Below are 25,046 nucleotides of genomic sequence, written 5' to 3' on the forward strand. Positions count from 1 at the left end.
TACAATCATGACCGGATAAAAGTAAAGCTTGGTGGATTGAGTCCTGTGGAGTTCAGGACTCGCTCTGTAGGCGTATGGCAATAGACTGTCCAACTTTTTGGGGTCAGATCAGTCCGGTGTCAGGCCCGATATTCTGGGCGGCATCATGCCTACGGAGTAATGCGCAGAAAACGCTGGAGGTCTTCGCTTTGTGCCTTGGCATCGTGCCGGCCCAGTTCGATCAGTTCGCTGCAATAGCCGGCCTCGAACAACAGGTAGCTCAATACACTGGCACCGCTGGTCTTGGTTGCGCCAGGACCACGCAGAAAGGTGCGCAGCGCCGGTGGCAGTTCGTGACGGTGGCGGGCGGCGATTTCGTCCAGCGGGCGGCTGGGCGAAATGACCAGCACGTCCACCGGGGCCATGCCCGGCTGGCAGCGCGCTTGCGGGTCGGGTAACAGGGCGCTGAGGGCGTTGAGACGCTCCAGCAGCTCGATATCGCTCTCCAGGCTGTCAATGAAGGTGCTGTTGAGCAAATGGCCGCTGATCTGGGCCAGGCTGGGTTGCTGGCCGCTGGTGACCCGGTGCACCGGCACCTGGGCCTTCACGCCGCGTGGGTTGCCGCTGACGCCGATCACCAGCACCCGGTTGGCGCCCAGGTGCAGGGCCGGGCTGATCGGGGCCGACTGGCGCACCGCGCCGTCGCCAAAGTACTCCTGCTCGACCATGACCGGAGCGAACAACAGCGGGATCGCCGAACTGGCCAGCAGATGATCCACCGTCAATCGGGTCGGCAAACCGACGCGACGATGGCGCAGCCATGGATCAATGGTGCCCCGCCCCTGATAAAAGGTCACAGCCTGTCCGGACTCGTAGCCAAAGGCGGTCACGGCAACGGCGCGCAACTGCCGGGCTTCGATGGCCTGTTCGATGCCGGAAAAATCCATGCGCTCGGTGAGCAGGTCGCGCAGCGGCGCACTGTTGAGCAGCGCCACTGGCACCTGGGAACCCAGCCCCAGCAGGCTCTTGCCCATGAAGCGTCCGGCCTGGCGAATCACGCCAGGCCAGTCGCTGCGCAGCACCTGATGACTGCGAAAGTTCTGCCAGAACAGGGTCAATTGGTGAATGGCCGCACGAAAGTGCAAGGCATCGCTGGCCAGTTTCACGGCGTTGATGGCCCCGGCCGAGGTGCCGACAATCACCGGGAACGGGTTGGGCGCGCCATAGGGCAATAATTCAGCAATACCGGCCAGCACGCCGACCTGATAAGCCGCACGGGCACCGCCGCCGGACAGAATCAGACCGGTGACCGGTTCGGCATCGCTGCAAGGGTTTGTCACTACGGCGGGTTCGGACATCCACAGGAACCTCAGTGATCGCTATTTTTATTTTCGTTTTGCGTACAGCCTGGGTTCACCGGGTGGCCGGCTTTTGAAACGCCGATGCGCCCACAGGTATTGCGCAGGGCATTCGGTAATGGCCTTTTCTACCCATTGATTGATGCGCAAGCAATCTTCTTCATCATTTTGCCCGGGAAAATCATCCAGCGGCGGGTGAATCACCAGCCGGTAACCGCTGCCATCGGCCAGGCGCTGCTGAGTGAATGGCATCACCCGGGCACGGCCCAGCCTGGCAAACTTGCTGGTGGCCGTGACGGTGGCAGCCTGAATCCCGAACAGCGGCACGAACACACTCTGTTTGGCGCCATAGTCCTGGTCGGGCGCATACCAGATGGCCCGACCACTGCGCAGCAGCTTGAGCATGCCACGCACGTCCTCGCGCTCGACCGCCAGCGAGTCGAGGTTGTGCCGTTCACGACCACGGCGCTGGACGAAATCGAACAGCGGGTTCTTGTGCTCACGGTACATGCCGTCGATGGTGTGTTGCTGGCCGAGCAGCGCCGCGCCAATTTCGAGCGTGGTGAAGTGCAGGGCCATGAGAATCACCCCCTCCCCTTGCCGATGGGCTTCGCGCAGATGCTCCAGGCCTTCGATCCGGGCCAGCTTTGCCAGGCGCCGGGGCGACCACCACCAGCTCATGGCCATTTCGAAAAAGGCGATGCCGGTGGAGGCGAAGTTGGCCTTGAGCAGTTTCTTGCGTTCAGCGTCGGACAGGTGCGGGAAACACAATTGCAGGTTACGTGCGGCAATGGCTTTTCGATCAGCGGCGAACCGGTACATTACCGCCCCCAGCAGACGACCAATGAACAGCAGCGCGCGAAACGGCAACTGCACGATCAGCCACAGCAGCCCCAGCCCCAGCCAGAGCGCCCAGAAACGCGGGTGCAGGAAATACAGTCGAAAACGCGGGCGATCCATTTAAGCTTCCGTCAGGACAGTGGCCGCGCATTCTACATCGGTTCGTCATGGCTTGCGGCTTGCGGAGGTTCTCGTTATAAGTCACGGCACTTTTAGTGACAAGCCGTTGTCTATGTCGACCATGAGCCAGACCGAATCGCAATACACCGACCCCGTGTTCCAGCTCAAGGGCAGCATGCTGGCCATCACCGTGATGGAACTGGCGCGCGCTGACCTTGATGCGCTGGATCGCCAATTGGCGGCCAAGGTTGCCCAGGCGCCAAATTTCTTCAGCAATACACCGCTCATCCTGGCCCTGGACAAACTTGCGCCGCATGAAGGGGCGGTGGACTTGCCGGCCCTGATCCGCCTGTGCCGCCAGCACGGCCTGCGCACCCTGGCAATCCGTGCCAGCCGCATCGAGGACATCGCGGCAGCCATTGCCATCGACCTGCCGGTACTGCCACCTTCCGGCGCCCGGGAACGGCCACTGGATCCGGCCGAGGCCGAGCCCCTGGCAATTAAGAAAATTCCGGAAAAACCACCCGAGCCGCTCATCAGGCCAACCCGTATCGTCACCTCGCCTGTACGCGGCGGCCAGCAGATTTATGCCCAGGGCAGTGACCTGGTGATCGTCGCTCCGGTAAGCCCCGGTGCGGAACTTCTGGCCGATGGAAACATCCATGTCTATGGTCCATTGCGCGGCAGGGCACTGGCCGGTATCAAAGGCGATACCAAGGCACGGATCTTTTGCCAGCAGATGGGGGCCGAGCTGATTTCGATTGCAGGTCAATACAAGGTGTCCGAAGACCTGCGCCGTGATCCACTGTGGGGCACCGGAGTGCAGATCAGCCTGTCAGGCGATGTGTTGAACATCATTAGGCTTTAACGGATACTGCCGCCATTTATCAAAGCATCTCTGAGTGGTCGCGAACAAGTAGCACAGGCTTTAGGAAATTCAGAGAACTTTATGCCTTAGAGGCGCCTTAGTGGGCTGCCTGACAAGCCTATAACTTCCTTAGATTTCCAGATTGCTCTACTGACGCCGCTTCAAGAGACGCTCTTCAGGACTGAACAAGTCCGTTTGCTCTAGGGGTGAAACACCTTGGCCAAGATTCTCGTAGTGACATCCGGCAAGGGTGGTGTGGGCAAGACCACCACCAGCGCTGCCATCGGTACCGGCCTCGCTCTGCGTGGCCACAAGACAGTGATCGTCGACTTCGACGTCGGTCTGCGTAACCTCGACCTGATCATGGGCTGCGAACGCCGCGTGGTGTATGACTTCGTCAACGTCGTCAATGGCGAGGCCAATCTGCAACAGGCGCTGATCAAGGACAAGAAGATCGAACACCTGTTCGTACTGGCCGCCAGCCAGACCCGCGACAAGGAAGCGTTGACCAAGGATGGCGTGGAGCGGGTGCTCAACGAGCTGCGCGAAACATTCGAATACATCGTCTGCGACTCGCCGGCCGGCATCGAGACCGGTGCGCACCTGGCCATGTACTTCGCTGACGAAGCCATCGTGGTCACCAACCCCGAGGTCTCCTCGGTGCGTGACTCCGACCGCATGCTGGGCCTGCTGGCCAGCAAATCGCGTCGCGCCGAGAACGGCGAAGACCCGATCAAGGAACACCTGCTGCTGACCCGCTACAATCCGGAGCGCGTCAGCAAGGGCGAAATGCTCGGTGTGGAAGACGTCAAGGACATCCTGGCAGTGACCCTGCTGGGCGTGATCCCCGAGTCCCAGGCCGTACTCAAGGCATCCAACCAGGGTATCCCGGTCATTCTCGACGAACAGAGCGACGCCGGCCAGGCGTACAGCGATGCCGTCGACCGCCTGCTGGGCAAAGACCGGGAACATCGGTTCCTGGATGTGCAAAAGAAAGGATTCTTTGAACGTCTGTTCGGGGGTTGACGCATGAATATTTTCGACTTCTTTCGTGACCGCAAGAAAGCCAACAGCGCTTCGGTTGCGAAAGAGCGTCTGCAGATCATTGTGGCGCACGAGCGCGGTCAACGCGGTTTACAGACACCTGACTACCTGCCTGCCCTGCAGCAGGAGCTGGTGGAAGTGATCCGCAAATACGTCAATATCGAGTCCGATCAAGTCCAGGTCGCTCTGGAAAACCAGGGCAGCTTTTCGATTCTGGAACTCAACGTCACCCTGCCCGATCGCTGATCCGGCAGTCGCCAGCGGCGCAACACACGGCTTTGCGATCACAGAGCCGTGTGTTGCGCCGCTGGCGTTTTCTCAACCGTGAATCAAGGCCGCCTACCCGCATGCCGCTGTCCAACATCCGCATTCTTCATCAGGACAGCGCCGTCCTGGTCATCGACAAACCCACGTTCCTGCTGTCTGTGCCGGGACGCGCCGACGACAACAAGGACTGTCTGATCACCCGCCTGCAGGAAAACGGCTATCCCGAGGCGCGTATCGTTCATCGCCTGGACTGGGAAACCTCCGGCATCATTCTGCTGGCCCGTGACGCCGACAGCCACCGCGAACTGTCACGTCAGTTTCATGACCGGGAAACCGAGAAGGCCTACACCGCCCTGTGCTGGGGCCAGCCGGCACTGGACAGCGGCAGCATTGACCTGCCGTTGCGCTACGACCCGCCGACCAAGCCGCGCCATGTGGTCGACCATGAGGCGGGCAAGCACGCCCTGACCTTCTGGAAGGTCATCGAACGCCACGCCGATCATTGCCGTGTGGAACTGACCCCCATCACCGGACGCTCACACCAGTTGCGTGTGCATATGCTGTCGATCGGTCATCCGCTTCTGGGCGACGGCCTGTATGCGCACCCCGAAGCGCTGGCCGCCTGCGCGCGGTTGTGCCTGCATGCCAGTATGCTGAGCTTCACCCACCCGCTCAGCGGCGAACGCCTGCGTTTCGAGTGTCCGGCGCCCTTCTGAATCGCCGCAACGCATGACCCCCATCTTGCCAGCCAATGCGTTAAACTCGCGCCATTGCTGTCTGGAGTGACTTATGCGTGAAGAGTTGAACAAGGGCCTGATCGACTTCCTCAAGGCCTCGCCTACCCCGTTCCATGCCACTGCCACATTGGTGCAACACCTGGAAGCCGGTGGCTTCCAGCGTCTGGATGAGCGTGATACCTGGAGTGTCGAGTCGGGCGGGCGTTATTACGTCACCCGCAACGATTCCTCCATCATTGCCTTTCGCATGGGTCGCCACTCGCCCTTGATCGGCGGCATCCGCATGGTCGGCGCCCATACCGACAGCCCCTGCCTGCGCGTCAAGCCACAGCCTGAACTGCAACGCCAGGGCTTCTGGCAACTGGGCGTGGAAGTCTATGGCGGCGCATTACTCGCGCCCTGGTTCGACCGCGACCTGTCGCTGGCCGGGCGCGTGACCTTTCGCCGTGACGGCAAGGTCGAAAGCCAGCTGATCGACTTCAAGCTGCCCATTGCCGTGATTCCCAACCTGGCGATTCACCTCAATCGCACAGCCAACGAAGGCTGGCCGATCAACGCCCAGCTCGAACTGCCGCCGATCGTTGCGCAAGTGGCCGGCGACGAGCGTCCTGACTTCCGCGCCCTGCTCACCGAGCAACTGGCCCGTGAGCACGACCTGATCGCCGACGTGGTACTCGATTACGAGTTGAGCTTCTACGACACCCAGAGTGCTGCCGTGGTGGGCCTCAATGGTGACTTCATCGCCGGCGCCCGGCTCGACAACCTGCTGTCGTGCTATGCCGGCCTGCAAGCGCTGCTCAACACCAGCAGCGAAGAAACCTGCCTGCTGGTCTGCACCGACCACGAGGAGATCGGTTCATCCTCGGCCTGCGGCGCCGACGGCCCGATGCTGGAGCAGACCCTGCAACGCCTGCTGCCCGAACATGAAACCTACGTGCGCAGCATCCAGCGCTCGCTGCTGATCTCGGCCGACAACGCCCACGGCGTACACCCCAACTACGCCGACAAGCACGACAGCAATCATGGCCCCAAGCTCAATGCGGGTCCTGTGATCAAGGTCAACAGCAACCAGCGCTACGCCACCAACAGCGAAACGGCCGGGTTTTTCCGCCACCTGTGCATGGCTGAAGAAGTGCCGGTGCAAAGCTTCGTGGTGCGCAGCGACATGGGCTGCGGATCGACCATCGGTCCGATCACCGCCAGCCACCTGGGCATCCGCACCGTGGACATCGGCCTGCCGACCTTCGCCATGCACTCGATTCGCGAACTGGCCGGCAGCCAGGACCTGGGACATCTGGTCAAGGTGCTGGGGGCGTTCTACGCCAGCGTCGAATTGCCCTGATTGCAGGAAGTTACCCTCGCACCACGGCGCTGATATCAATCGCGTCGTGGCGCCAGTACTCCAGGTCACAATCGATCAGCCGCCCTTGGCGGTCGTGATTGACCCGGGCAATGCGCAGGCCCGGGGTGCCCGTTGACACTTTCAGCGCCACGGCCGCCTGTGCGTGCAGGGCTGTCGGCTGTATCTCGAAGCTCACTTGCCCGTAATGGACGTCATAACGCTGGCTGTAGAGCTCGGTCAGCGACTGGCTGAGATCGCAATCGAGAATCCCCGCAAAATAGTCGGCCTTGAGGTAGTGCTCCACATACAGCACCAGCCGCTGGTCGATGCGTCGTGCCCGACAGATCTGGATCACGCTGGACAATGCCGGCAGTTGCAGACGCTGGCAGATGGCAGCCGACGCCGGCTGCAGGCGCGCTGACAACAGCTCGGTGTGTGCCTGGCGGCCCTGGGCCTGGACCATGGCGTGGAAATGACTGCGGCTGTTGAGGTCATACGCCAGGCGCGGCGGTGAAATGAACCAGCCACGGCGCTCTTCGCGATAGATCAAGCCTTGCGCTTCAAGCTGCACCAGCGCTTCACGCAAGGTAATGCGCGTGGTGGCGAACACTTCGCTGAGCCGGCGCTCGGCCGGCAGCTTGCTGCCCGGCAGCAACAGGCCACGCTCGATCTGCTCTTGCAGGGCGTTGCAGATAAGGGTGAAGGCTCGTGGTTCATCGTCGCGCATTGTGTTACCCATTTGGTCTAGACCAGCGCCATAAACGGGCATGATCGACACATCCTGCAGCCATGATTCAAGGTGCCCAGCCTAGACATCCTCCATGACTGTGCTGTGACACACACGCTTTCACGCCCTGCCAAGACTAGCTCATGCCGGAGTGAATACCCTGCCCGGCAAGCCTTTTGCCTTGGTCTACGCTTGTATTCCAGCACAACCTGAACAAACGCTTGTACATGCATCGACACGAAAATGTCATGCAAGGCGCTTAACTTGGCTCAGGTATTGCTGATCTAGACCACATCTTGTGCAACCAACACTTTTTGCCGCAGCGTATTCAAGGAGCTTCGAATGAAACACCTTTTGTTGGCATCACTGCTCGGTTCGGCCATTGCCATGAGCAACCTGGCTTTTGCGGCTGAAACCGACCTCAAGACCCTGGAAGACGCTGCCCGTGCCGAAGGCGCGGTCAACAGTGTTGGCATGCCGGATGACTGGGCAAACTGGAAAGGCACCTGGTCCGATCTGACGGCCAAATATGGCCTCAAGCACATGGACACCGACATGTCGTCGGCGCAGGAAGTCGCCAAGTTCGACGCCGAAAAAGACAATGCCAGCGCCGACATCGGTGACGTGGGCGCCGCCTTCGGCCCCATCGCCACCGCCAAGGGCGTAACCCAGCCGTACAAGCCCAGCACCTGGGAGCAGGTTCCGGAGTGGGCCAAGGACAAGGATGGCCATTGGGCGCTGGCCTACACCGGCACCATCGCCTTTATCGTCAACAAGAACCTGCTGCACGGTTCGGACATTCCAAAAAGCTGGGCCGACCTGAAAACCGGTAAGTACAAGGTCTCCATCGGCGATGTCAGCACCGCCGCCCAGGCCTCCAATGGCGTGCTGGCAGCGGCCATGGCCTTCAAGGGCGACGAAACCAATATCGAGCCCGGCCTGCAGTTGTTCACCGAAATTGCAAAGCAGAAACGCCTGTCGCTGGCCAACCCGACCATCCAGACCATCGAAAAAGGTGAAGTGGAAGTCGGCGTGGTCTGGGATTTCAACGGCTTGAGCTACAAGGCCAAGATGGCCAAGCCCGATGATTTCGTGGTGCTGATTCCTTCCGATGGCTCGGTGATCTCCGGCTACACCACCATCATCAACAAGTACGCCAAGCACCCCAACGCGGCCAAGCTGGCGCGTGAGTACATCTTCAGCGACGCCGGGCAGATCAACCTGGCCCGCGGCAACGCCCGGCCGATCCGCGCCGAGCATGTGACCTTGCCGGACGACGTGAAGGCCAGGCTGCTGCCCAACGAGCAATACAAGCACGTGACCCCGATCAAGAACGCCGATGCCTGGGAAAAAACCGCCAAGGCCCTGCCGCAGAAATGGAACGAGCAAGTCATCATCGAGATGAACTGATCCCGATGCGGTAAACGGGATTACCCGTTGACATGGGCACGCCTGGTCCTGGCCAGGCGCGCCCATGCCATCCATCCACTGCCTGCGAGCCATTCATGTGAAACCTCTTTCCCGCGGTCAATGGCTGGCCCTGTTGTGCCTGCTGCCCTTTACGCTGTTTTTCATCGTGTTCCAGATCGCACCGCTGGCCTGGGTGGCGATTCACAGCCTGCAGTCCGACAACGGCTGGGGCCTGGACAACTTTGCCAAGGCATTCAACTCGCGTTTCTATCGCCAGGCCATGCAGTTCAGCCTGGAGATCAGTTTCTGGTCGAGCCTGTTCGGTATCCTCATCGCCACCCTGGGCGCCTGGTCGCTGCATCAGGTCGATTCACGGCTGCGCGACTTCGTCAGCGCGTTCGCCAACATGACCAGCAATTTTTCCGGGGTGCCGCTGGCGTTTGCCTTCATCATCCTGCTGGGCTTCAACGGCGCCCTGACCCTGATCCTCAAGCAGGCCGGGATCATCGATGACTTCAACCTGTACTCCAAGACCGGACTGATCCTGGTCTACACCTATTTCCAGATTCCGCTCGGTGTATTGCTGCTGTACCCGGCCTTCGACGCCTTGCGCGACGACTGGGCGGAGTCCGCCGCCTTGCTGGGCGCCAGCCCCTGGCAGTTCTGGCGGCACATCGGCCTGCCGGTGCTGACACCGGCGCTGCTGGGCACCTTTGTCATCCTGCTGGCCAACGCATTGGGCGCCTATGCCACGGTGTACGCGCTGACCACCGGCAACTTCAACGTCCTGCCGATCCGCATTGCAGCCATGGTGTCCGGCGACATCACCCTGGACCCGAACATGGCCAGCGCCCTGGCAATGATCCTGGTCGGGCTCATGACCCTGGTGACCGTGGTGCATCAGTGGCTGCTCAAGAGGAGCTACCATGTCGCGCGCTGAACGCCGCCCTGCCCCGCTCTATCACCGGCTGGTGGTCTGGCTGCTGTTTGCCATCCTGCTGCTGCCGCTGGTCGGCACCCTGCTGTATTCACTTTCCACCAGTTGGTCGGCCACCGTGCTGCCCAGCGGGCTGACCTTCAAGTGGTACCTGGCCCTGTGGAGCGATGCGCGCTTTCTCAGCGCCTTCGGCCAGTCGCTGCTGGTGTGCGTGGGGGCCCTGTTGCTGGCCGTGGTGCTGATCCTGCCCTTGTTGTTCGTGGTGCATTACCACTTCCCGCGCCTGGACGGGCTGATGAACATCCTGATCCTGCTGCCCTTCGCGGTGCCGCCGGTGGTGTCTTCGGTGGGCCTGTTGCAGCTCTACGGTTCCGGGCCCATGGCGATGGTCGGCACACCGTGGATCCTGATCGGTTGCTACTTCACCGTGGCCCTGCCGTTCATGTACCGCGCCATCACCAACAACCTGCAGGCCATCAATCTCGTCGACCTGATGGACGCCGCCCGCCTGCTGGGCGCCAGCACCTGGCAAGCCGCGTTCCTGGTGGTGCTGCCCAACCTGCGCAAGGGCCTGATGGTCGCCTTGCTGCTGTCGTTTTCGTTCCTGTTCGGCGAGTTCGTGTTCGCCAACCTGCTGGTCGGCACCCGTTACGAGACCTTGCAGGTGTACCTGAACAACATGCGCAACAGCAGCGGCCACTTCAACAGTGCACTGGTGATCTCCTATTTTCTCTTCGTACTGGTACTGACCTGGGTCGCCAATCGACTGAACAAGGACAAAGACTGAGATGAGCTTTATCAGTATCGAAAACCTGCAAAAGACCTACAGCGGCACCCCGGTGTTCAGTGACATCCAGTGCCATATCGCCAAGGGCGAATTCATCACCCTGCTGGGCCCGTCCGGCTGTGGCAAGTCGACCTTGCTACGCTGCATTGCCGGCCTGACCCCGGTGGACCAGGGACGCATCCTGCTCGATGGCCAGGACCTGGTTCCTTTAAGCCCGCAGAAACGCCAGATCGGCATGGTATTCCAGAGCTACGCGCTGTTTCCCAACATGACCGTGGCACAAAACGTCGCCTTCGGCCTGCGCATGCAGAAGGTCAGTGCGGCCGACAGCCAGCAACGGGTCGATGAGATGCTCAGGCTGGTCGAGCTGCAGGACTTTGCCAAGCGCTACCCGCACCAGTTGTCCGGCGGGCAATGCCAGCGCGTGGCCCTGGCCCGCTCGCTGGTCACCCGCCCACGTCTGCTGCTGCTCGATGAGCCGCTGTCGGCACTCGATGCCCGGATCCGCAAGCACCTGCGCGAACAGATCCGCGCCATCCAGCGCGAACTGGGCCTGACCACTATCTTCGTGACCCACGACCAGGAAGAGGCCCTGACGATGTCAGACCGCATCTTCCTGATGAACAAAGGGCGCATTGTCCAGAGCGGTGATGCCGAGACCCTCTACACCGCCCCGGTGGATGCCTTTGCGGCCGGCTTCATCGGCAACTACAACCTGCTGGAGGCCGACGTGGCCAGTCGCCTGCTGCAGCGCCCGGTCGCCAGCCGCATCGCCATCCGCCCGGAGGCCATCGAATTGCATGCCGAGGGCACGCTGCAGGGACGGATTCGCAGCCACAGCCTGCTGGGCAACGTGATCCGCTATCGGGTCGAGGCCAACGGCGTGGACCTTGTGGTCGACGTCCTGAACCGCTCGGCCGACGACCTGCGCGCCGAGGGCAGCCTGGTCAGCCTGAAGATCGAACCAACGGCCCTCTGCCCCGTAAGCTAAAGACGTGGCAAGCGGCAAGTTGATCGCATGGCTTTTGCTTTCACTTGCAGCTTGCGGCTTGTGACTTACCCCTTGAAACGAGCCGTTGCGTGCCCTCACCATGACCGCTTCGCTCAAACGCCTTGGGAGGCACGCATGCCCGTAGCAATTTTCGACCTGGACGAAACCCTGATCGATGGCGACTGCGCCACCTTGTGGTGCGAGCAGATGGGGCGGCTGGGCTGGGTCGACACGGCGTGGTTCATGCAACGCAACGATGAACTGATGACCGCCTACAGTGCCGGCGAGCTGGCCATGGAAGACTATATGGCCTTCAGCCTGGAGCCCATGATCGGGCGCACCCCGGAAGAAATCGAACACCTGGTCGGCCCCTGGGTCGAGGATGTGATCGAGCCGATCATTTTCAGCGATGCCTGCAAGGCCATCGCCGAACACCGCGCCAAGGGCGACCGGATCCTGGTGATCTCGGCTTCCGGCGAGCACCTGGTGCGCCCGATCGCCGAGCGCCTGGGCATCGATGAAGTGCTGGCCATCGATCTGGACGTGCAACACGGGGTGTACAGCGGCGCTACGGTCGGCGTGCTGACCTACCAGCAGGGCAAGGTGGCCCGTCTGCTGGAATGGCTGGACGCCGAAGGCGAAAACCTCGAAGGCGCCAGCTTCTACTCCGATTCACGCAACGACCTGCCGCTGCTGCTCAAGGTTGATCATCCGCAGGTGGTCAACCCTGATCCGGTGTTGCTGGCGCATGCCGAGCAGGCCGGATGGCCGGTGCATCGCTGGAAGTGACCGGCCAGTGAAGGGTCAGGCCAGGCTGGCGTCGATGACCACCACCAGCTTGCCGTTGACCTGATTGCCCTCCAGCGTCTCATAAGCCTCACTGGCCTGGTCCATCGGGAAGGTACGGGCCAGTTGCGGGTTGAGACGGCCTTCGCTGAACAGCGGCCATACATGCTGGCCCAGGTCGCTGAGCAGGTCGGCCTTGAACTGATCGTCGCGGCTGCGCAGGGTCGAGCCCAGCAACTGGATACGCTTGCCCAGCACCTGTGCCAGGTCGATCCCGGCCTGGCGCCCGCCCATCAGGCCAATCAGCACCCAGCGGCCGTCCTGGCCCAGCAGTTTGAGGTTGAGCGCGGCGTAGTCGTTGCCGCCGACCGGATCGAGTACCACATCGAAGGGGGCAAAGTCCTTGAGCGTTTCGAGGTTGTCGCTGCGCACCACTCCGCCCTGGGCACCCAGTTCGGTGCAGTACGCCAGGCGCTCGGCAGAGCCGACGCTGACCCAGACCGGGCTGCCAAAGGCCTTGCAGAGCTGAATGGCGGCTGAACCAACGCCACTTGCCCCGGCATGCAGCAAGACCTTTTCTCCAGGCTTGAGGCCGGCCAGTTGAAACAGGTTCAACCAGGCGGTGGCGTACACCTCGGGAATCGCGGCGGCCTGCTGCAGCGACAGGCCCTCGGGCACCGGCAACACATGCCGGGCATCGACCACCACTTCTTCAGCCATACCGCCGCCCGCCAGCAGGGCGCAGACCCTGTCGCCCTCTTTCCAGGCGGTGCCGGGCCCGACCTCGACGATCACACCCGAGCACTCCAGGCCCAGAAATTCACTCGCCCCCGGCGGCGGCGCATACTGGCCCGCACGCTGCAACAGGTCGGCGCGGTTGAGTCCCGCCGCTGCCACCTTGATACGAACCTGGCCGACATCCAGAGCCAGGCTCTGTGTCTGGACCCATTCCACATGTCCGTTAACGCCTTGCAATGCCTTCACGGTGCCTCCATAGTGAGTCAGGACTGAGCCCGCGGCTGCTGCCCCGGGCTTTTGCATTATGCGACCGGGTCCATGGAACCGGCGATCTCTAAGACGGCCTAATATGCGTGATCAATTGTCTCCGCGTCGAATCAGCATGAAGCATTTCTTCCCAAGCACCGCCCTCGCCCTGCTCATCGGCTTCAGCATTGTGCCGATGTCGGCCTGCACCTTTGCCGCCAACAGCTGGGACAAGCTTCAGCCCGATCGCGACGAGGTGGTTGCCAGCCTCAATGTCGTCGAACTGCTCAAGCGTCACCACTACAGCAAGCCGCCGCTGGACGACAAGCGCTCGGTCATCATCTACAACAGCTACCTCAAGCTGCTCGACCCGGCTCGCAGCTACTTCACGGCCAGCGATATCGCCGAGTTCGACAAGTGGCAGACCCAGTTCGACGACTTTCTCAAGAGCGGCGACCTGAACGCCGGCTTTACCATCTATAAACGCTACCTGGATCGCAGCAAGGCGCGCATGGACTTCGTCCTCGCCGAACTGGCCAAGGGCGTCGACAAGCTGAGCTTCACCGACAAGGAAACCTTGCTGGTTGATCGCAAGGAAGCCCCCTGGGCCAAGAACCAGGCCGAGCTGGACGACCTGTGGCGCAAGCGCGTCAAGGATGAAGTCCTGCGCCTGAAGATCGCTGGCAAAGAGCCCGCCAAGATCCAGGAACTGCTCACCAAGCGTTACAAGAATCAGTTGGGTCGCCTGAACCAGACCCGCGCCGAGGACATCTTCCAGGCGTACCTGAACTCCTTCGCCATGTCGTATGACCCGCACACCAACTACCTGTCGCCCGACAGCGCGGAAAACTTCGACATCAACATGAGCCTGTCGCTCGAAGGCATTGGCGCGGTGCTGCAAAGCGACAACGACAACGTCAAGGTCGTGCGCCTGGTACCGGCAGGCCCTGCGGCCAAGACCAAGCAGGTAGCGCCGGCCGACAAGATCGTCGGTGTGGCCCAGGGCGACAAGGAAATGGTCGACGTGATCGGCTGGCGCCTGGACGAAGTGGTCAAGCTGATCCGCGGGCCGAAGGGCTCGGTGGTGCGCCTTGAGGTCATCCCGGCCAGCAACGCTCCGAACGACCAGACCAGCAAGGTGGTGTCGATCACCCGTGAAGCGGTCAAGCTCGAAGAGCAGGCCGCCAAGAAGTCGATCCTGCACCTGAACCAGGACGGTCGCGACTACAAGCTGGGCGTGATCGAGATTCCGGCGTTCTACCTGGACTTCAAGGCCTACAAGGCGGGTGATCCGGAGTACAAGAGCACTACGCGCGACGTGAAGAAACTGCTCACCGAGTTGCAGGCCGAGAAAGTCGACGGCCTGGTGCTGGACCTGCGCAACAACGGCGGCGGCTCGTTGCAGGAAGCCACCGAACTCACCAGCCTGTTCATCGAGAAAGGCCCGACCGTGCTGGTGCGCAATGCCGACGGCAAGGTCGATGTGCTCGAGGACGAAGCCAAGAGCGTGTTCTACAAGGGCCCGATGGCCGTGCTGGTCAACCGCCTGTCGGCCTCGGCCTCGGAGATTTTCGCCGGCGCCATGCAGGACTACCACCGCGCCTTGATCGTGGGCGGCCAGACCTTTGGCAAGGGCACGGTGCAGACCATCCAGCCGCTCAATCATGGCGAGCTGAAACTGACCCTGGCCAAGTTCTACCGGGTTTCCGGCCAGAGCACCCAGCATCAGGGCGTAGTGCCTGACATCGCCTACCCGTCGCTGATCGACACCAAGGAAATCGGTGAAAGCGCCCTGCCCGAAGCCATGCCGTGGGACAGCATTCGTCCGGCCATTCGCCCGGCGAGCGATCCGTTCAAGCCGTTCCTGGCCCAACTGCAGGCCCGGCATGACCAGCGCAAGGTCAAGGATGCCGAGTTCGTGTTCATCGAAGATCGCCTGGCCCTTGCCCGTCAGTTGATGAACGAGAAAACCGTCAGCCTCAATGAAGCGGACCGTCGTGCCGAGCACACGGCCATCGAAAACAAGCAACTGGCGCTGGAAAACACCCGTCGCAAGGCCAAGGGTGAAGAGCCGCTCAAGGAGCTGAAAAAGGAAGACGAAGAAGCGTTGCCGGTGGAAGACGAGAAGACCAAGCCCGAAGACGACGCCTACCTGGCCGAGACCGGGCGCATTCTGCTCGACTACCTGGGGCTGAGCACTTCGGTCGCGAAAAAATGACCTGCCAATGACAATGGCAAACTGCCCATATTGTCATTAAACAGTCATGATTCTGTCGTGCAATAGGGCCAGGACGGCTTCACCGTCCTGGCCCTTCTTTTTGCCGTAGAGACCGCCATGACCGTGACCGAACAACTGAGCGCACTGAGCTCCATTCTGGCTCGCAGTGACCTGCACAGCTTGTTCCAGCCCATCGTCATGCTCTCGCAACGCCGCATCCTGGGCTATGAAGCTTTGACCCGCGGCCCCTCCAACAGCCCTTTGCATTCACCTGTCAGCCTGTTTGCCGTGGCCCGCCAGAGCGGGCGTCTCAGTGAGCTGGAGCTGGCCTGTCGCGACAGCGCCTGTCGACGCTTCAGCCAGCAGAAACTGCCAGGCAAACTGTTTCTCAATGTCTCGCCCGAATCATTGCTCGAAGTCTCACACCCGCCGGGCCGTACCCTGGAGATGCTGCAACGCTATGGCATTGCGCCTCAGGATGTGGTGATCGAGTTGACCGAACAGACCCCCACCGACGATTTTGAACTGCTGTACAAGGCGCTGCACCATTACCGCGACATGGGCTTTTCGATTGCGCTGGACGACCTGGGTGCGGGCTACTCAAGCCTGCGCCTGTGGTCTGAGCTGCGCCCGGACTATGTCAAGATCGACCGGCACTTCATCGATGGCATTCACCAGGACGCGGTCAAGCGCGAGTTCGTAGGGTCCATGCTGCACATGGCCAAGGCTTCACGGGCCATTGTGATCGCCGAAGGCATCGAGCTGGCCGAAGAGCTGGAAGTGTTGCTGGAAATGGGTGTCGACCTGGTCCAGGGCTATCTGCTGGCGCGCCCGCAGGAGCGCCCGCCCCGCGACATCAGCAGCATGCTGCCCAAGGCCGAAAGCATCAGCCTGCCCTTGAGCGAGGAAGCCGCCGACCTGAGTGCCCTGCTCAATCCGCAGCCGGCGATCAGCCAGAGCACCCACACCGCTCAGGTCCTCGAAGCCTTTCGCCTGCAAGCCAATCTCAACTCGGTGGCGGTGCTGGACGAGCAGTCACGCCCTTGTGGCATCGTGCATCGCCATTCGTTGTCCGAGGCGCTGCTCAAGCCCTTCGGCACCGAGCTGTTTGCGCGCAAGCCGATCAGCCGGTTGATGAGCGATGATTTTCTGGCCGTCGAGTTGAACCAGTCACTGCAACAGGTCAGCCGCTTGCTGACCAGCCGTGCGCGCCAGCGCATCGAGGAAGATTTCATTATTACCAGCAACGGCGTCTATGTGGGCCTGGGCCGGGTGATCGATGTGCTCAAGCTGATCACCGAGCTGAAAATCCAGCAGGCCCGTTATGCCAACCCGCTGACCCTGCTGCCTGGCAATGTGCCGATTCAGCAATGCCTGACCCGAGTGTTGCAACAACAGCGCGAGTCGATGGTGTGCTACGTCGACATCGACAGCTTCAAACCCTTCAACGACATCTATGGCTACGCCCGCGGCGACGAGGTGCTGCTGTGCCTGGCGCAGTGCCTGAACGACCGGATTGATCCCAGCCGTGATTTTGTCGGGCACATTGGCGGCGACGACTTTCTGATGGTGCTGGGCCCGGATGAGTGGGAAAGGCGCATTCAGACGCTGCTTGAGGACTTCCAGAACCAGTGCCGGCGCTTCTACCGCGCCGAGCATCTGGAAGCCGGGTGTTTCACCGCCCTGAATCGCCAGGGCCAGCGCCAGGAGTTTGCGCTGCTGTCGCTGTCGATCGGCGTGGTCCATCTGCGCAGCGACGCTTGTGAACGGGTCGATGCCAGCCAGGTGGCCGACCTGGCATCCCAGGCCAAGCACTACGCCAAGGACATCAGCGGCGCCAGCATCCACCTGATCGATACAGCGCTGACACAGTCCTGTCACACCGCCAAGGCTTTGTAGGAGCGCGCTTGCCCGCGACCGGCTGCGTAGCAGTCGTAAATTTGCAGCGTTTCATAGATTTTCAGATCGTAAATTTGTGGCGTTTCATCAATTTTGCGAGCGCTACGCACTCGGTCGCGGTGGTCCGGCATACCGGCAAGCGCGCTCCTACACACCCTACCCCACCTGCTGTTTTTCTTCCTCGACCGGATAGGCAAACTCAAACACCCGCACCACTTCCGAAGCATGCCAGGCCGCCGCGGCCGTGCCATCGGAAGGGCCATTGAAACGCCCAAGCCGCGTTACACACTCGAAAAACCCGGTGCGCGGCAATCGGCTGGCGCCCTGGCTGATGACCAGCGAGCTGCGCAGCGGCTGCTCGGCGCGGGCGTCCAGTACCGCGAGGTATTCCAGGGCAGCGGTCAGGGTCTGCATCGCCGGCGTGGGCAGTTGCAGGCGCTCCAGCAAGGCGCGATAAGTCAGCAGATGACGCTGCCGGCGCGCCATATCCAGTTCGTTGAGCAGGCTCTGCCACTGCTGCCGGCTGATACGCACGCTCATGACTCAGCCCGCCAGCCTGGCACCCCCAGGTTCCAGGCCAGGCTGCGCTTGATGGCTGCATCCGGCTCGCGCGTACCGCTTTCAATCAATTCAAGGTAAGCCGGGCTGATGCCCACTGAACGGGCGAGACCCGTCAGCTCCAGGCCCTTGGCCTGGCGCAGCGCACCCAATTGGTCAAAGCCTGGAAACTCCTCAGGCATCGGTTGCGCCTGGGCGGCAGCGGCCGGTTGTTTCTCCTTGAGGCCGGCGGCATTCAACAACGCCTGATATTGGGCCCAAGGCAGCACAGCGTACTCGGGTTCGCCGTCACGGGAGATGACCTGAAGATCCATACGACCCCCTCTGTAGGATGTGGGCTCATGTCGAGCAGGAATAATGACCGACATCTTAACAGCGGATGAACACAGATTGCCCACCTGCAAGGGTGCGGTGCAGCGCCACTCGCTTGGGCGTCCTCAGTTTTTGGCTTTTTCCTGCTCCAGCAAGGCCTCGGTCGGTGGCAGACGCTCGACAATCGCCAGTTTTTCAGGGGCCTGCTGCTCGCGCCAGGCACGGAAAGCGTCCAGTTCATCGGTCACTTGTTTCATGACCCAGGCCAGGACGGCAATGTCATCGAACATGCCCAACCCCGGAATGAAGTCGGGAATGGCGTCCAGCGGACTCAGGAAATACATCAGGCCGGCGACGATAAAAAGGATCGACTTGGGGCTGATGCTGCGGTATTCACCGCGCCAGTAGGCCAGGCACAAGGACTGCAGCAGGCGCAGGTCATCCTTGATACGCCCCAGCCGGCTGCCCTCGCTGGAACCCTTGCGGGCCACGGCAAACAGCAAGGCCGGCAGGCGCCCGGCCGCCAGCAGACGACGGGCGCCGGGCAGAAATCGAATGAAGGTCCAGGGTGCTTTCATCATCAGTCCCCAATGGACGCGCTCAGATACGGCCCTTGCCGTATGTCCGCGCTGTCCGGATATGAAGGTCAATGGCCGTCATGTTATCCACATAAATTGTGGATAACCTTGTGAACAGCCGCCGTTTTCACGCCTGAGCCCCCCGGTTTACGGGGCGCGCGCTTAAATCGGGCATTTTTTACTCACCTGAAAAATCCTGTGAAATCGTTGACTTAGAGCGCTTGAGGCGCTCCATCGTGCCGTTGGCACGTTTGCCGGACCTACAGGTGCAGGTTTCATGATACTGGGACTGTATGAACGCCAATGCGTTCGACCGGATACAAGAACGCCCTGTCGGGACAGGGCGTTCGGGTCAAAGCGCTAGATGTGCGTTCTGGCGTGTTACTTCTTGGCAGGTGCCTGGGCCGGCTCTGCTTCTTCTTCCTCGTCCATGGCGCCTGGCATACCAGGTGCAGGCACCGCAGCTGGATCCTTGATGCCCAGCAGTTCCAGGTCAAAGACCAGAACCGAGTTGGCCGGAATCAGCGGGCTCGGGCTCTGGGCACCGTAGGCCAGCTCGCTCGGGATGTAGAGCTTGACCTTCTCACCCACGTGCATCAGTTGCAGGCCTTCGACCCAGCCTGGAATCACGCCGCCGACCGGCAGGTCGATCGGGCTGCCACGCTCGACGGAGCTGTCGAAGACCTTGCCGTCGATCAGCTTGCCTTCATAGTGAACGGTCACGACATCAGACGGCTTGGGTTGCGCGCCGTCGGCTTTCTTGATGACTTCGTACTGCAGACCGGAAGCGGTGGTGGTGACGCCGGACTTCTTGGCGTTGTCGGCCAGGAATTTCTTGCCGGCAGCGGCGGCTTCTTCGCTCTGCTTGGCCAGACGCTCTTCGGCACGCTTTTGCAGCGCGGCGAAGGCTTCGATCAGTTCTTCGTCCTTGAGCTTCTGGTCTTTCTTGCCGATGGCGTCTTCGATGCCCAGGGCAACGGCCTTGGAGTCCAGGTCGTCCATACCTTCCTGCGCCAGGCTCTTGCCCATGTTCAGGCCGATGCCGTAGGACGCTTTCTGGGCCGGGGATTTCAGCTCGACAGTGCTGGCCTGCTTGTCACAACCTGCGAGTACCAGACCAACCAGGGCAATCGCCGCTGCCAACCGATGCTGTTTCATGCTGTTTCCTTGTTCATGCGCCGAAAGGGCAAACGAGTAAAGCCGCGAGCTTATCAGGCCGCCGCGATCAATGGCTACCGGGATCAGAGACCGAAAACCCCGATAAGTTCAGGTAAACAAAGGTATTCCCGGATCGGCTGCATGCCGTTCAGGGCCGGTTCAGATGTTGTCTGGCGATGTACTGACCGCCACTTGATCGAGCCTGGCGAAACGCGCCACCAGAAAGTCGATCAGGCACCGCACCCGCGCCGAGAGGTGCAATTGCTGTGGATACACGGCGTAGACGTCCGCGCGAGTCGGTGTCTGGTCCTCCAGCACCAGGCGCAGCCGGCCGCTGCGCACATATTTGGCGATGTCCCATTCGGCGCGCAACAAGATGCCATAACCTTCCAGCGCCCGGTTCAGCGCCACTTCGCCATCGTTGCAGCCCAATGCGCCTTGCACCTTGATGTTCTGCGTTCGGCCGCCGTGCGTGAAGCTCCACACGCCATGCGGGGTTTCGTTCTGACGCAGAAAGATACAGTTATGCTGCGCCAGATCGCCAAGGCGTTGCGGCGTACCGTGCTTTTCCAGGTACAGCGGTGAAGCACACAGCAGCCGGCGGTTGGAGGCGATCTTGCGCGCATGAAAGGCAGCATCGGGCAGCGTGCCGAAGCGAATACCCAGGTCAAAGCCATGGGCGGTCAGGTCCAGCGGGTGGTCACTGATCTCCAGTTGCACCTGCACCTGCGGGTACTGGCTGAAAAAGGCGGCCAGCGCCGGCCCGATGTGCCGTCGGCCAAAACCCAGCGAGGCATTGACCCGGATCAGCCCCTGCGGTGTGGCCTGTGCCTTGCTGACCAACTGCTCGACCTCATCGATCTGGGTCAGGATGCGTGCTGCATGGCTGAAATACAGTTCACCCTCGGTGGTCAGGCTCATGGAGCGGGTGGTGCGGTTGACCAGCCGGGCGCCCAGGCTGACCGTAGGCGCCGCTTCAGCGGCGAAGGCCACGACGCAGAAACGACGCCTGCTTCCCGGCTGAAGCGGGTCCTACAAAGGCGCCGGCCCGTCGCGCCGATCCTGGGCGGCCTGCAGCACCCGCAGCAGGTTTTCGCCCCAGATATTGGCCAGGTCCTGCTCGCTGTAGCCCGCCCGCAGCAGCCGCTCGCTGATGCGCGGCAGCAGGCTGACGTCTTCGAGCCCCGCGACTCCGCCACCACCGTCCCAATCGGCGCCGATACCAACGTGCTCGGGGCCGACAACGGCAAGGATGTGCAACAGGTGCTGCATGAACACGTCCAGGTCCGGCCGGGGTTGCGGATAGCGTTGCTTGACCGCTGCGATCTCGCCCTGCAACGCCTTGACCTCGACCGGGTTCAGGGCCGCCAGGTCGTGGTAGCGGGCGTACAGCGGTGCCAGGGCCTTTTGCCGCTGCGGGTTGGGCTTGAGCGGGATCAGGTAGTCGCCATAACTGTTGACCTGCACCACCCCGCCCTTGGCCGCCAACCGGCGCAGGCGCTCGTCGTCCAGGTTGCGCGGGTGTGGGCTGATCGCCTTGGCGCTGCTGTGCGAGGCGATGACCGGTGCCGTCGACAGCGCCAGCACCTGATCGAACACCGCATCGGAAGCGTGCGACACATCCAGCAGGATGCCCGCGCGGTTGGCCGCCACCACCAGGTCACGCCCCTTGGGACTCAGACCGTGCCACTCCGGCAAGGCCGTGGCCGAGTCGGCCATCTCGTTGGTGCTGAAGTGCACCAGGCCAAGCATGCGCAGGCCCTGACGGTAGTAGGTCTGCAACAGCGCCGGATCCGAACCCAGCGGGTCGGCGTTTTCCATGCTGATGAACACCACGCGCTTGCCGGCACTGGCGATGCGCCGGGCATCGGCCGGTGTCAGCGCCAACTCGAATTGATCCGGGGCACGGCTGATCAGGTCCTTGATGCGCGCCAGCACCGACAGTCCGTAGTGACTGGCGTAGGCGCGCCCGGCTTCGGTGCGCGGGCCTGGCGGGGTGTAGATCACCCAGAAGCCGCCATCGAGCCCGCCCTCGCGCATGCGCGGCAAGTCGACCTGGCTGCCGTCGTCCTTGCAGGTATGACGCACTAGCATGTCCCAGCCGGGGCGCAGGAAATTCATCGGAGTATCCAAGTGGCTGTCGAGCACCAGAAGGCGCTGATGCAAGGCCTGGGTCGCAGGGCTGACCTGCTCGTCGGCCTGCGCCTGGAAAGAGGTCAGAGCCAGGGCGAGCAGAACTGAACGCTTGAGTGGGGGCATGGCTTAGAACTCCGCGCTCAGGGTGGTCTGGAAGGTACGCGGCGAACCGGGCCGGTAGGATGCCGGGCCACTGACGGTGCTGAGCATGTAGCCCAAGTAGTCCTTGTCGAACAGGTTGTCGATGTTGAAACGCAGCTTGACGCTCTTGAGCGGGCCGTAATGCAGCGCGTCGCCGCCCAAATCGAGGTAGGCGTTGTACAACGTGTAGCCGGGCACCGATTCGGTATTGGTGAAGTTGCTGTAGCGCGAACCGATATGCCGGGCCGAGACGTTCAGCACCGCCCAGGGGCTGAACTCGTAAGTCACGCCGGCCTGGGCCAGCCAGCGCGGGCTGTCGGGGATTTCGTTGTCCTTGAGGGCAAAGCCTGCCGCATCATCGTCGAAACGCGCCACGTTGTAGCTGACACTGCCGTTGAGCACGACCTTGTTGGCCAGGATCGGCGGCTTCCATTGCCCGCTCAGCTCCGAGCCGTAGGCCGAGGCCTTGCCGACGTTCTGGTAGAAGGTCTCGGTGGTGCTGCTGCCGGGCACCATGGCGGCGAACGCTTGCAGGCGGTTGTCGAACTCGGTGCGGTACAGCGCCCAGGCGGCGTTGAACGTCGGCCGGTTGAAGCGGTAGCCGATTTCGTAGTTCTTCGAGGTCTCGGCAGCCGGGGCCGGCACGTTGGGGCTGGCTGCCCGGTAGACGTCATCGGCGCCGCGCGGCAGGGCGAGGTTTTCCGAATAGGAGGCAAACAGCTGTGAGTCGCCGGTCAAGTCATAGACCAGGCCGGCCTGGGGCAAGAAGTTATCGCGCCAGTTCGTGCCCAGCTTCGGCTGGCGGTTGGCAATGTAGTCGCCGGCGTTGCGGTAGCCTTGCACTTCATAATCAAGGTCCAGGCGCTTGACACCGAACTGCAGGCGCAGGCGGTCGTCCAGCAGTGTCCAGGTGTCCTTGAGATGCAGTTGCAGCGAGTCGCGGGTCGAGCTGAAGTCGCCTTGCAGATGCACCGGCTCGTTGAGTAGACGATAACCGGCCGGGCTGCCATCGGTCAGGTTGTAACGGGCCTGCAAGCGATTGAACACGTCCTTTTCGGCCCAGATGCCGGCTTCGATGGCGTGCTGGCCGACGCGCCAGGTGAAGTTCGTGGTGGCGCCGTAGCGATGCCCGCTCAGGGCGGACAACCCATACTGGATGCCGCGCGGTGCGCTCAGGCCGGGCACGGTGGCCACCTGGGCGGTGTGCAAGGCCAACGAGGTGCCGTAGGCCTCAGGCGACACACCAAAGCCTTGCTTGTCTTCGTAATAAACGCTGGTGGTGTTGTCCAGGTTGTCATTGAGCGCAAAGCGCCCGCTCAGGCTGTACAGCGTGTCGCGGCGCTGATTGATCGCGGTCTTGTAGAACTGGTTGTAGCCGGCGTTACTGTATTGCACCCCGGCGACCGTGGGGGTCAGATCCGGCACTGTGCCGAGGTAGGCAAAGTCACGTCCCGAGCGGCCAAAGGCATCCCCTGCCATACCCTGGTACTGGACCTGAGTGATCGAGGGCGAGTCGTAGTCGAAGAAATCGTTATGCACCACACGAAACTGGAGGTCGTTATCGTCGCCAAATTGATAACGCACCTTGCCTTCCAGGTGCTCGCGGTCAATGGTGCCCGGTCCGCGCCACAAGTCGCCGTCGATCTTGGAGCGGCTGAAATAGGCCGACAGGCCGTTGTACTCACCGGTGTTGACCTTGAAGAAACTGCGTCGCAGGCTGTCGCTGCCCAACGTGTAGGACGTGCTGATACCCGCCTTCTGGCCGGGATTGACCGACACATAATCCACGTACGGACCCAGCGAGGTGTAGCCAGGCTGCGAGACATCGCCAGCCCCGGTCGAGGCGGTCACCCGCTCGGTGTTTTCGTTGTCGACGTAGCGATAGATGGGGCTGCCGCCGAATTGGTCGCTGCGCCCCAGTGGCACGCCGTCGATGGAAAAGCCGATCTGCTGAAAATTGAAGGCCCGTACGAACACTGAGTTGCCGAACTCATATAACCCCAGCGCGTCATTGACCTGCACGTTGAAGCCCGGCAGTGATTCGAGCATTTTCAGCCCGGAGGTGCCGGCCGGTGCTGAAAGCAGTGCCTGGTGCGAGATAGACACCGTATTGCTGATCCGGTCGGTGCCAATGGCCTCATCGGCCTCGGTCACCCGGGCACCGACCACCTGGACTTTTTGCAGTTGCGGATCGGTGCGTCTTTGCACGTCTTCGGCCCAGGCTGTTTCAGCGCTCAGGCCCAGCCATAACAGATTGCCCAACCAGAACCTGGTCTGTATTGCGGTGTTCATCGTTCGTCCTTATCGGCTTTTCGCGGGCGCACGAACCCGTGCCGGGACAGCGGCCAGTGCAGGCCAGCGTCCCGGAGTCCAAATTAATGAGGTTGAGAAAATGGTCAGCGGCGCCAAGGCCGCCGTTCAGCCGATCGCGTCAGGCGGTCCTGGCGGCAATGGCCTCGACTTCGATCAGCGCACCGGGCAATGGCAGGCCAGCCACCTGCAAGGCGGTGCGCGTCGGTGTTTCGGGCTGTTGTTCAGTGCCGAAAAATTGCGTGTAGCCAGCCTGCAGGCCGGCAAAGTCCAGGCGGCCGCCGGTGGCCTCGGTGCCCAGCAGGAAAACCTTCAGCGACACGATATCGCCCAGGTCCAGGTCTTGCTGGCGCAGGATGGCGCGCAGTTTGTTGAACACCGAAACCGTCTGCACCTCGGTGTTGCCATAAGCCGCCTGCGTCCCGGGCGGCGCGCTCGGGTCGGCCACATCCGGCAAGGTGCCGCTGATGAACACCAGGCTGGTCGAGGCCGGCACGGTCACGGTTTGCGAGATGGGAAAGGTTCCTGCGCGGGTGCGTTGAATGCTGTCGCTCATGGT

Annotated in this window: 24 protein-coding genes and 1 pseudogene; 13 read left to right on the forward strand and 12 right to left on the reverse strand. The window is 61.8% G+C overall.

Features of this window, described 5'->3' with window-relative positions; all coding sequences use genetic code 11:
- Positions 1-84, forward strand: an 84-nt coding sequence (locus DGA31_RS30925; RefSeq protein WP_152034988.1) for an IS3 family transposase, incomplete at its 5' end; no start/stop codon positions are given.
- A gap of 65 nt (positions 85-149) precedes the next feature.
- Here DGA31_RS30925 and DGA31_RS24755 read toward each other — a convergent pair.
- Positions 150-1,337, reverse strand: a complete 1,188-nt coding sequence (locus DGA31_RS24755) for a patatin-like phospholipase family protein (protein ID WP_109514301.1) — start codon at positions 1,335-1,337, stop codon at positions 150-152.
- A 27-nt stretch (positions 1,338-1,364) separates the two neighbouring features.
- On the reverse strand, positions 1,365-2,297 hold the full coding sequence (locus tag DGA31_RS24760) for a lipid A biosynthesis lauroyl acyltransferase (RefSeq protein ID WP_109514302.1): 933 nt from the start codon (positions 2,295-2,297) through the stop codon (positions 1,365-1,367).
- A 121-nt stretch (positions 2,298-2,418) separates the two neighbouring features.
- Between DGA31_RS24760 and minC the strand changes: the two genes are divergently transcribed.
- The 5 genes from minC (at position 2,419) to DGA31_RS24785 (ending at position 6,555) form a co-directional block, all read left to right on the forward strand.
- Positions 2,419-3,165: a septum site-determining protein MinC gene (gene minC, locus DGA31_RS24765; RefSeq protein ID WP_109514345.1), complete on the forward strand. Its 747-nt coding sequence runs from the start codon at positions 2,419-2,421 to the stop codon at positions 3,163-3,165.
- A gap of 216 nt (positions 3,166-3,381) precedes the next feature.
- The gene (minD, locus tag DGA31_RS24770; RefSeq protein WP_109514303.1) at positions 3,382-4,191 is read left to right on the forward strand and encodes a septum site-determining protein MinD; all 810 of its coding nucleotides are present in this window, start codon (positions 3,382-3,384) and stop codon (positions 4,189-4,191) included.
- 3 nt (positions 4,192-4,194) lie between these two features.
- Complete coding sequence (minE, locus tag DGA31_RS24775; RefSeq protein WP_056835231.1) at positions 4,195-4,455, forward strand: cell division topological specificity factor MinE; 261 nt, start codon at positions 4,195-4,197, stop codon at positions 4,453-4,455.
- Entirely contained in the window at positions 4,455-5,192 is a 738-nt protein-coding gene (locus DGA31_RS24780) for an RluA family pseudouridine synthase (protein WP_277749409.1), read from the forward strand. Before minE ends, DGA31_RS24780 begins: the two co-directional genes overlap by 1 nt.
- A gap of 73 nt (positions 5,193-5,265) precedes the next feature.
- Entirely contained in the window at positions 5,266-6,555 is a 1,290-nt protein-coding gene (locus DGA31_RS24785) for a M18 family aminopeptidase (RefSeq protein ID WP_056835227.1), read from the forward strand.
- A 10-nt stretch (positions 6,556-6,565) separates the two neighbouring features.
- Here DGA31_RS24785 and DGA31_RS24790 read toward each other — a convergent pair whose 3' ends face one another.
- Entirely contained in the window at positions 6,566-7,282 is a 717-nt protein-coding gene (locus DGA31_RS24790) for a UTRA domain-containing protein (protein ID WP_056835226.1), read from the reverse strand.
- A gap of 342 nt (positions 7,283-7,624) precedes the next feature.
- On the opposite strand from DGA31_RS24790, the gene DGA31_RS24795 reads away from it, so the two are divergent.
- The 5 genes from DGA31_RS24795 (at position 7,625) to DGA31_RS24815 (ending at position 12,196) form a co-directional block, all read left to right on the forward strand.
- On the forward strand, positions 7,625-8,692 hold the full coding sequence (locus DGA31_RS24795; RefSeq protein WP_109514305.1) for an ABC transporter substrate-binding protein: 1,068 nt from the start codon (positions 7,625-7,627) through the stop codon (positions 8,690-8,692).
- Positions 8,693-8,789: 97 nt separating this feature from the next.
- Entirely contained in the window at positions 8,790-9,632 is an 843-nt protein-coding gene (locus DGA31_RS24800; protein ID WP_109514346.1) for an ABC transporter permease, read from the forward strand.
- Positions 9,619-10,416, forward strand: coding sequence for an ABC transporter permease (locus tag DGA31_RS24805; protein WP_056835220.1), 798 nt, complete (start codon positions 9,619-9,621; stop codon positions 10,414-10,416). Before DGA31_RS24800 ends, DGA31_RS24805 begins: the two co-directional genes overlap by 14 nt.
- 1 nt (position 10,417) lies before the next feature.
- Positions 10,418-11,407, forward strand: coding sequence for an ABC transporter ATP-binding protein (locus DGA31_RS24810; RefSeq protein WP_109514306.1), 990 nt, complete (start codon positions 10,418-10,420; stop codon positions 11,405-11,407).
- 135 nt (positions 11,408-11,542) lie between these two features.
- Positions 11,543-12,196, forward strand: a complete 654-nt coding sequence (locus DGA31_RS24815; RefSeq protein ID WP_056835216.1) for an HAD family hydrolase — start codon at positions 11,543-11,545, stop codon at positions 12,194-12,196.
- Positions 12,197-12,211: 15 nt separating this feature from the next.
- Here the strand turns inward: DGA31_RS24815 and DGA31_RS24820 are convergent, their stop codons facing one another.
- On the reverse strand, positions 12,212-13,177 hold the full coding sequence (locus DGA31_RS24820; protein WP_056835214.1) for an NAD(P)H-quinone oxidoreductase: 966 nt from the start codon (positions 13,175-13,177) through the stop codon (positions 12,212-12,214).
- A 136-nt stretch (positions 13,178-13,313) separates the two neighbouring features.
- Here DGA31_RS24820 and DGA31_RS24825 point away from each other — a divergent pair, with 136 nt between their 5' ends.
- Entirely contained in the window at positions 13,314-15,395 is a 2,082-nt protein-coding gene (locus DGA31_RS24825; protein WP_177339440.1) for a carboxy terminal-processing peptidase, read from the forward strand.
- Positions 15,396-15,512: 117 nt separating this feature from the next.
- Complete coding sequence (locus tag DGA31_RS24830) at positions 15,513-17,294, forward strand: bifunctional diguanylate cyclase/phosphodiesterase (protein WP_109514307.1); 1,782 nt, start codon at positions 15,513-15,515, stop codon at positions 17,292-17,294.
- Between the two features lie 156 nt (positions 17,295-17,450).
- Here the strand turns inward: DGA31_RS24830 and DGA31_RS24835 are convergent, their stop codons facing one another.
- From DGA31_RS24835 to DGA31_RS24870, 8 genes and pseudogenes are all read right to left on the reverse strand, one after another.
- Complete coding sequence (locus tag DGA31_RS24835) at positions 17,451-17,834, reverse strand: hypothetical protein (protein WP_056835209.1); 384 nt, start codon at positions 17,832-17,834, stop codon at positions 17,451-17,453.
- On the reverse strand, positions 17,831-18,166 hold the full coding sequence (locus DGA31_RS24840; protein WP_109514308.1) for a helix-turn-helix domain-containing protein: 336 nt from the start codon (positions 18,164-18,166) through the stop codon (positions 17,831-17,833). The genes DGA31_RS24835 and DGA31_RS24840 overlap by 4 nt, the downstream gene beginning before the upstream one ends.
- A gap of 123 nt (positions 18,167-18,289) precedes the next feature.
- Positions 18,290-18,742 (reverse strand): YkvA family protein, encoded by a 453-nt coding sequence (locus tag DGA31_RS24845; RefSeq protein WP_056835370.1) that lies wholly within the window; start codon positions 18,740-18,742, stop codon positions 18,290-18,292.
- A gap of 381 nt (positions 18,743-19,123) precedes the next feature.
- Positions 19,124-19,900, reverse strand: coding sequence for a BamJ family beta-barrel-assembly machinery protein (locus tag DGA31_RS24850; RefSeq protein ID WP_056835205.1), 777 nt, complete (start codon positions 19,898-19,900; stop codon positions 19,124-19,126).
- Between the two features lie 159 nt (positions 19,901-20,059).
- Positions 20,060-20,857 (reverse strand): annotated as a pseudogene (locus tag DGA31_RS24855) (LysR substrate-binding domain-containing protein); the annotation flags it as partial.
- 75 nt (positions 20,858-20,932) lie between these two features.
- On the reverse strand, positions 20,933-22,159 hold the full coding sequence (locus tag DGA31_RS24860; protein ID WP_109514309.1) for a dipeptidase: 1,227 nt from the start codon (positions 22,157-22,159) through the stop codon (positions 20,933-20,935).
- Between the two features lie 3 nt (positions 22,160-22,162).
- Complete coding sequence (locus DGA31_RS24865; RefSeq protein ID WP_109514310.1) at positions 22,163-24,469, reverse strand: TonB-dependent receptor domain-containing protein; 2,307 nt, start codon at positions 24,467-24,469, stop codon at positions 22,163-22,165.
- A 139-nt stretch (positions 24,470-24,608) separates the two neighbouring features.
- On the reverse strand, positions 24,609-25,043 hold the full coding sequence (locus DGA31_RS24870) for a RidA family protein (RefSeq protein ID WP_109514311.1): 435 nt from the start codon (positions 25,041-25,043) through the stop codon (positions 24,609-24,611).
- Between the last annotated feature and the right edge of the window lie 3 nt (positions 25,044-25,046).

This window comes from Pseudomonas ovata (assembly GCF_003131185.1).
Lineage (GTDB): Bacteria > Pseudomonadota > Gammaproteobacteria > Pseudomonadales > Pseudomonadaceae > Aquipseudomonas > Aquipseudomonas ovata.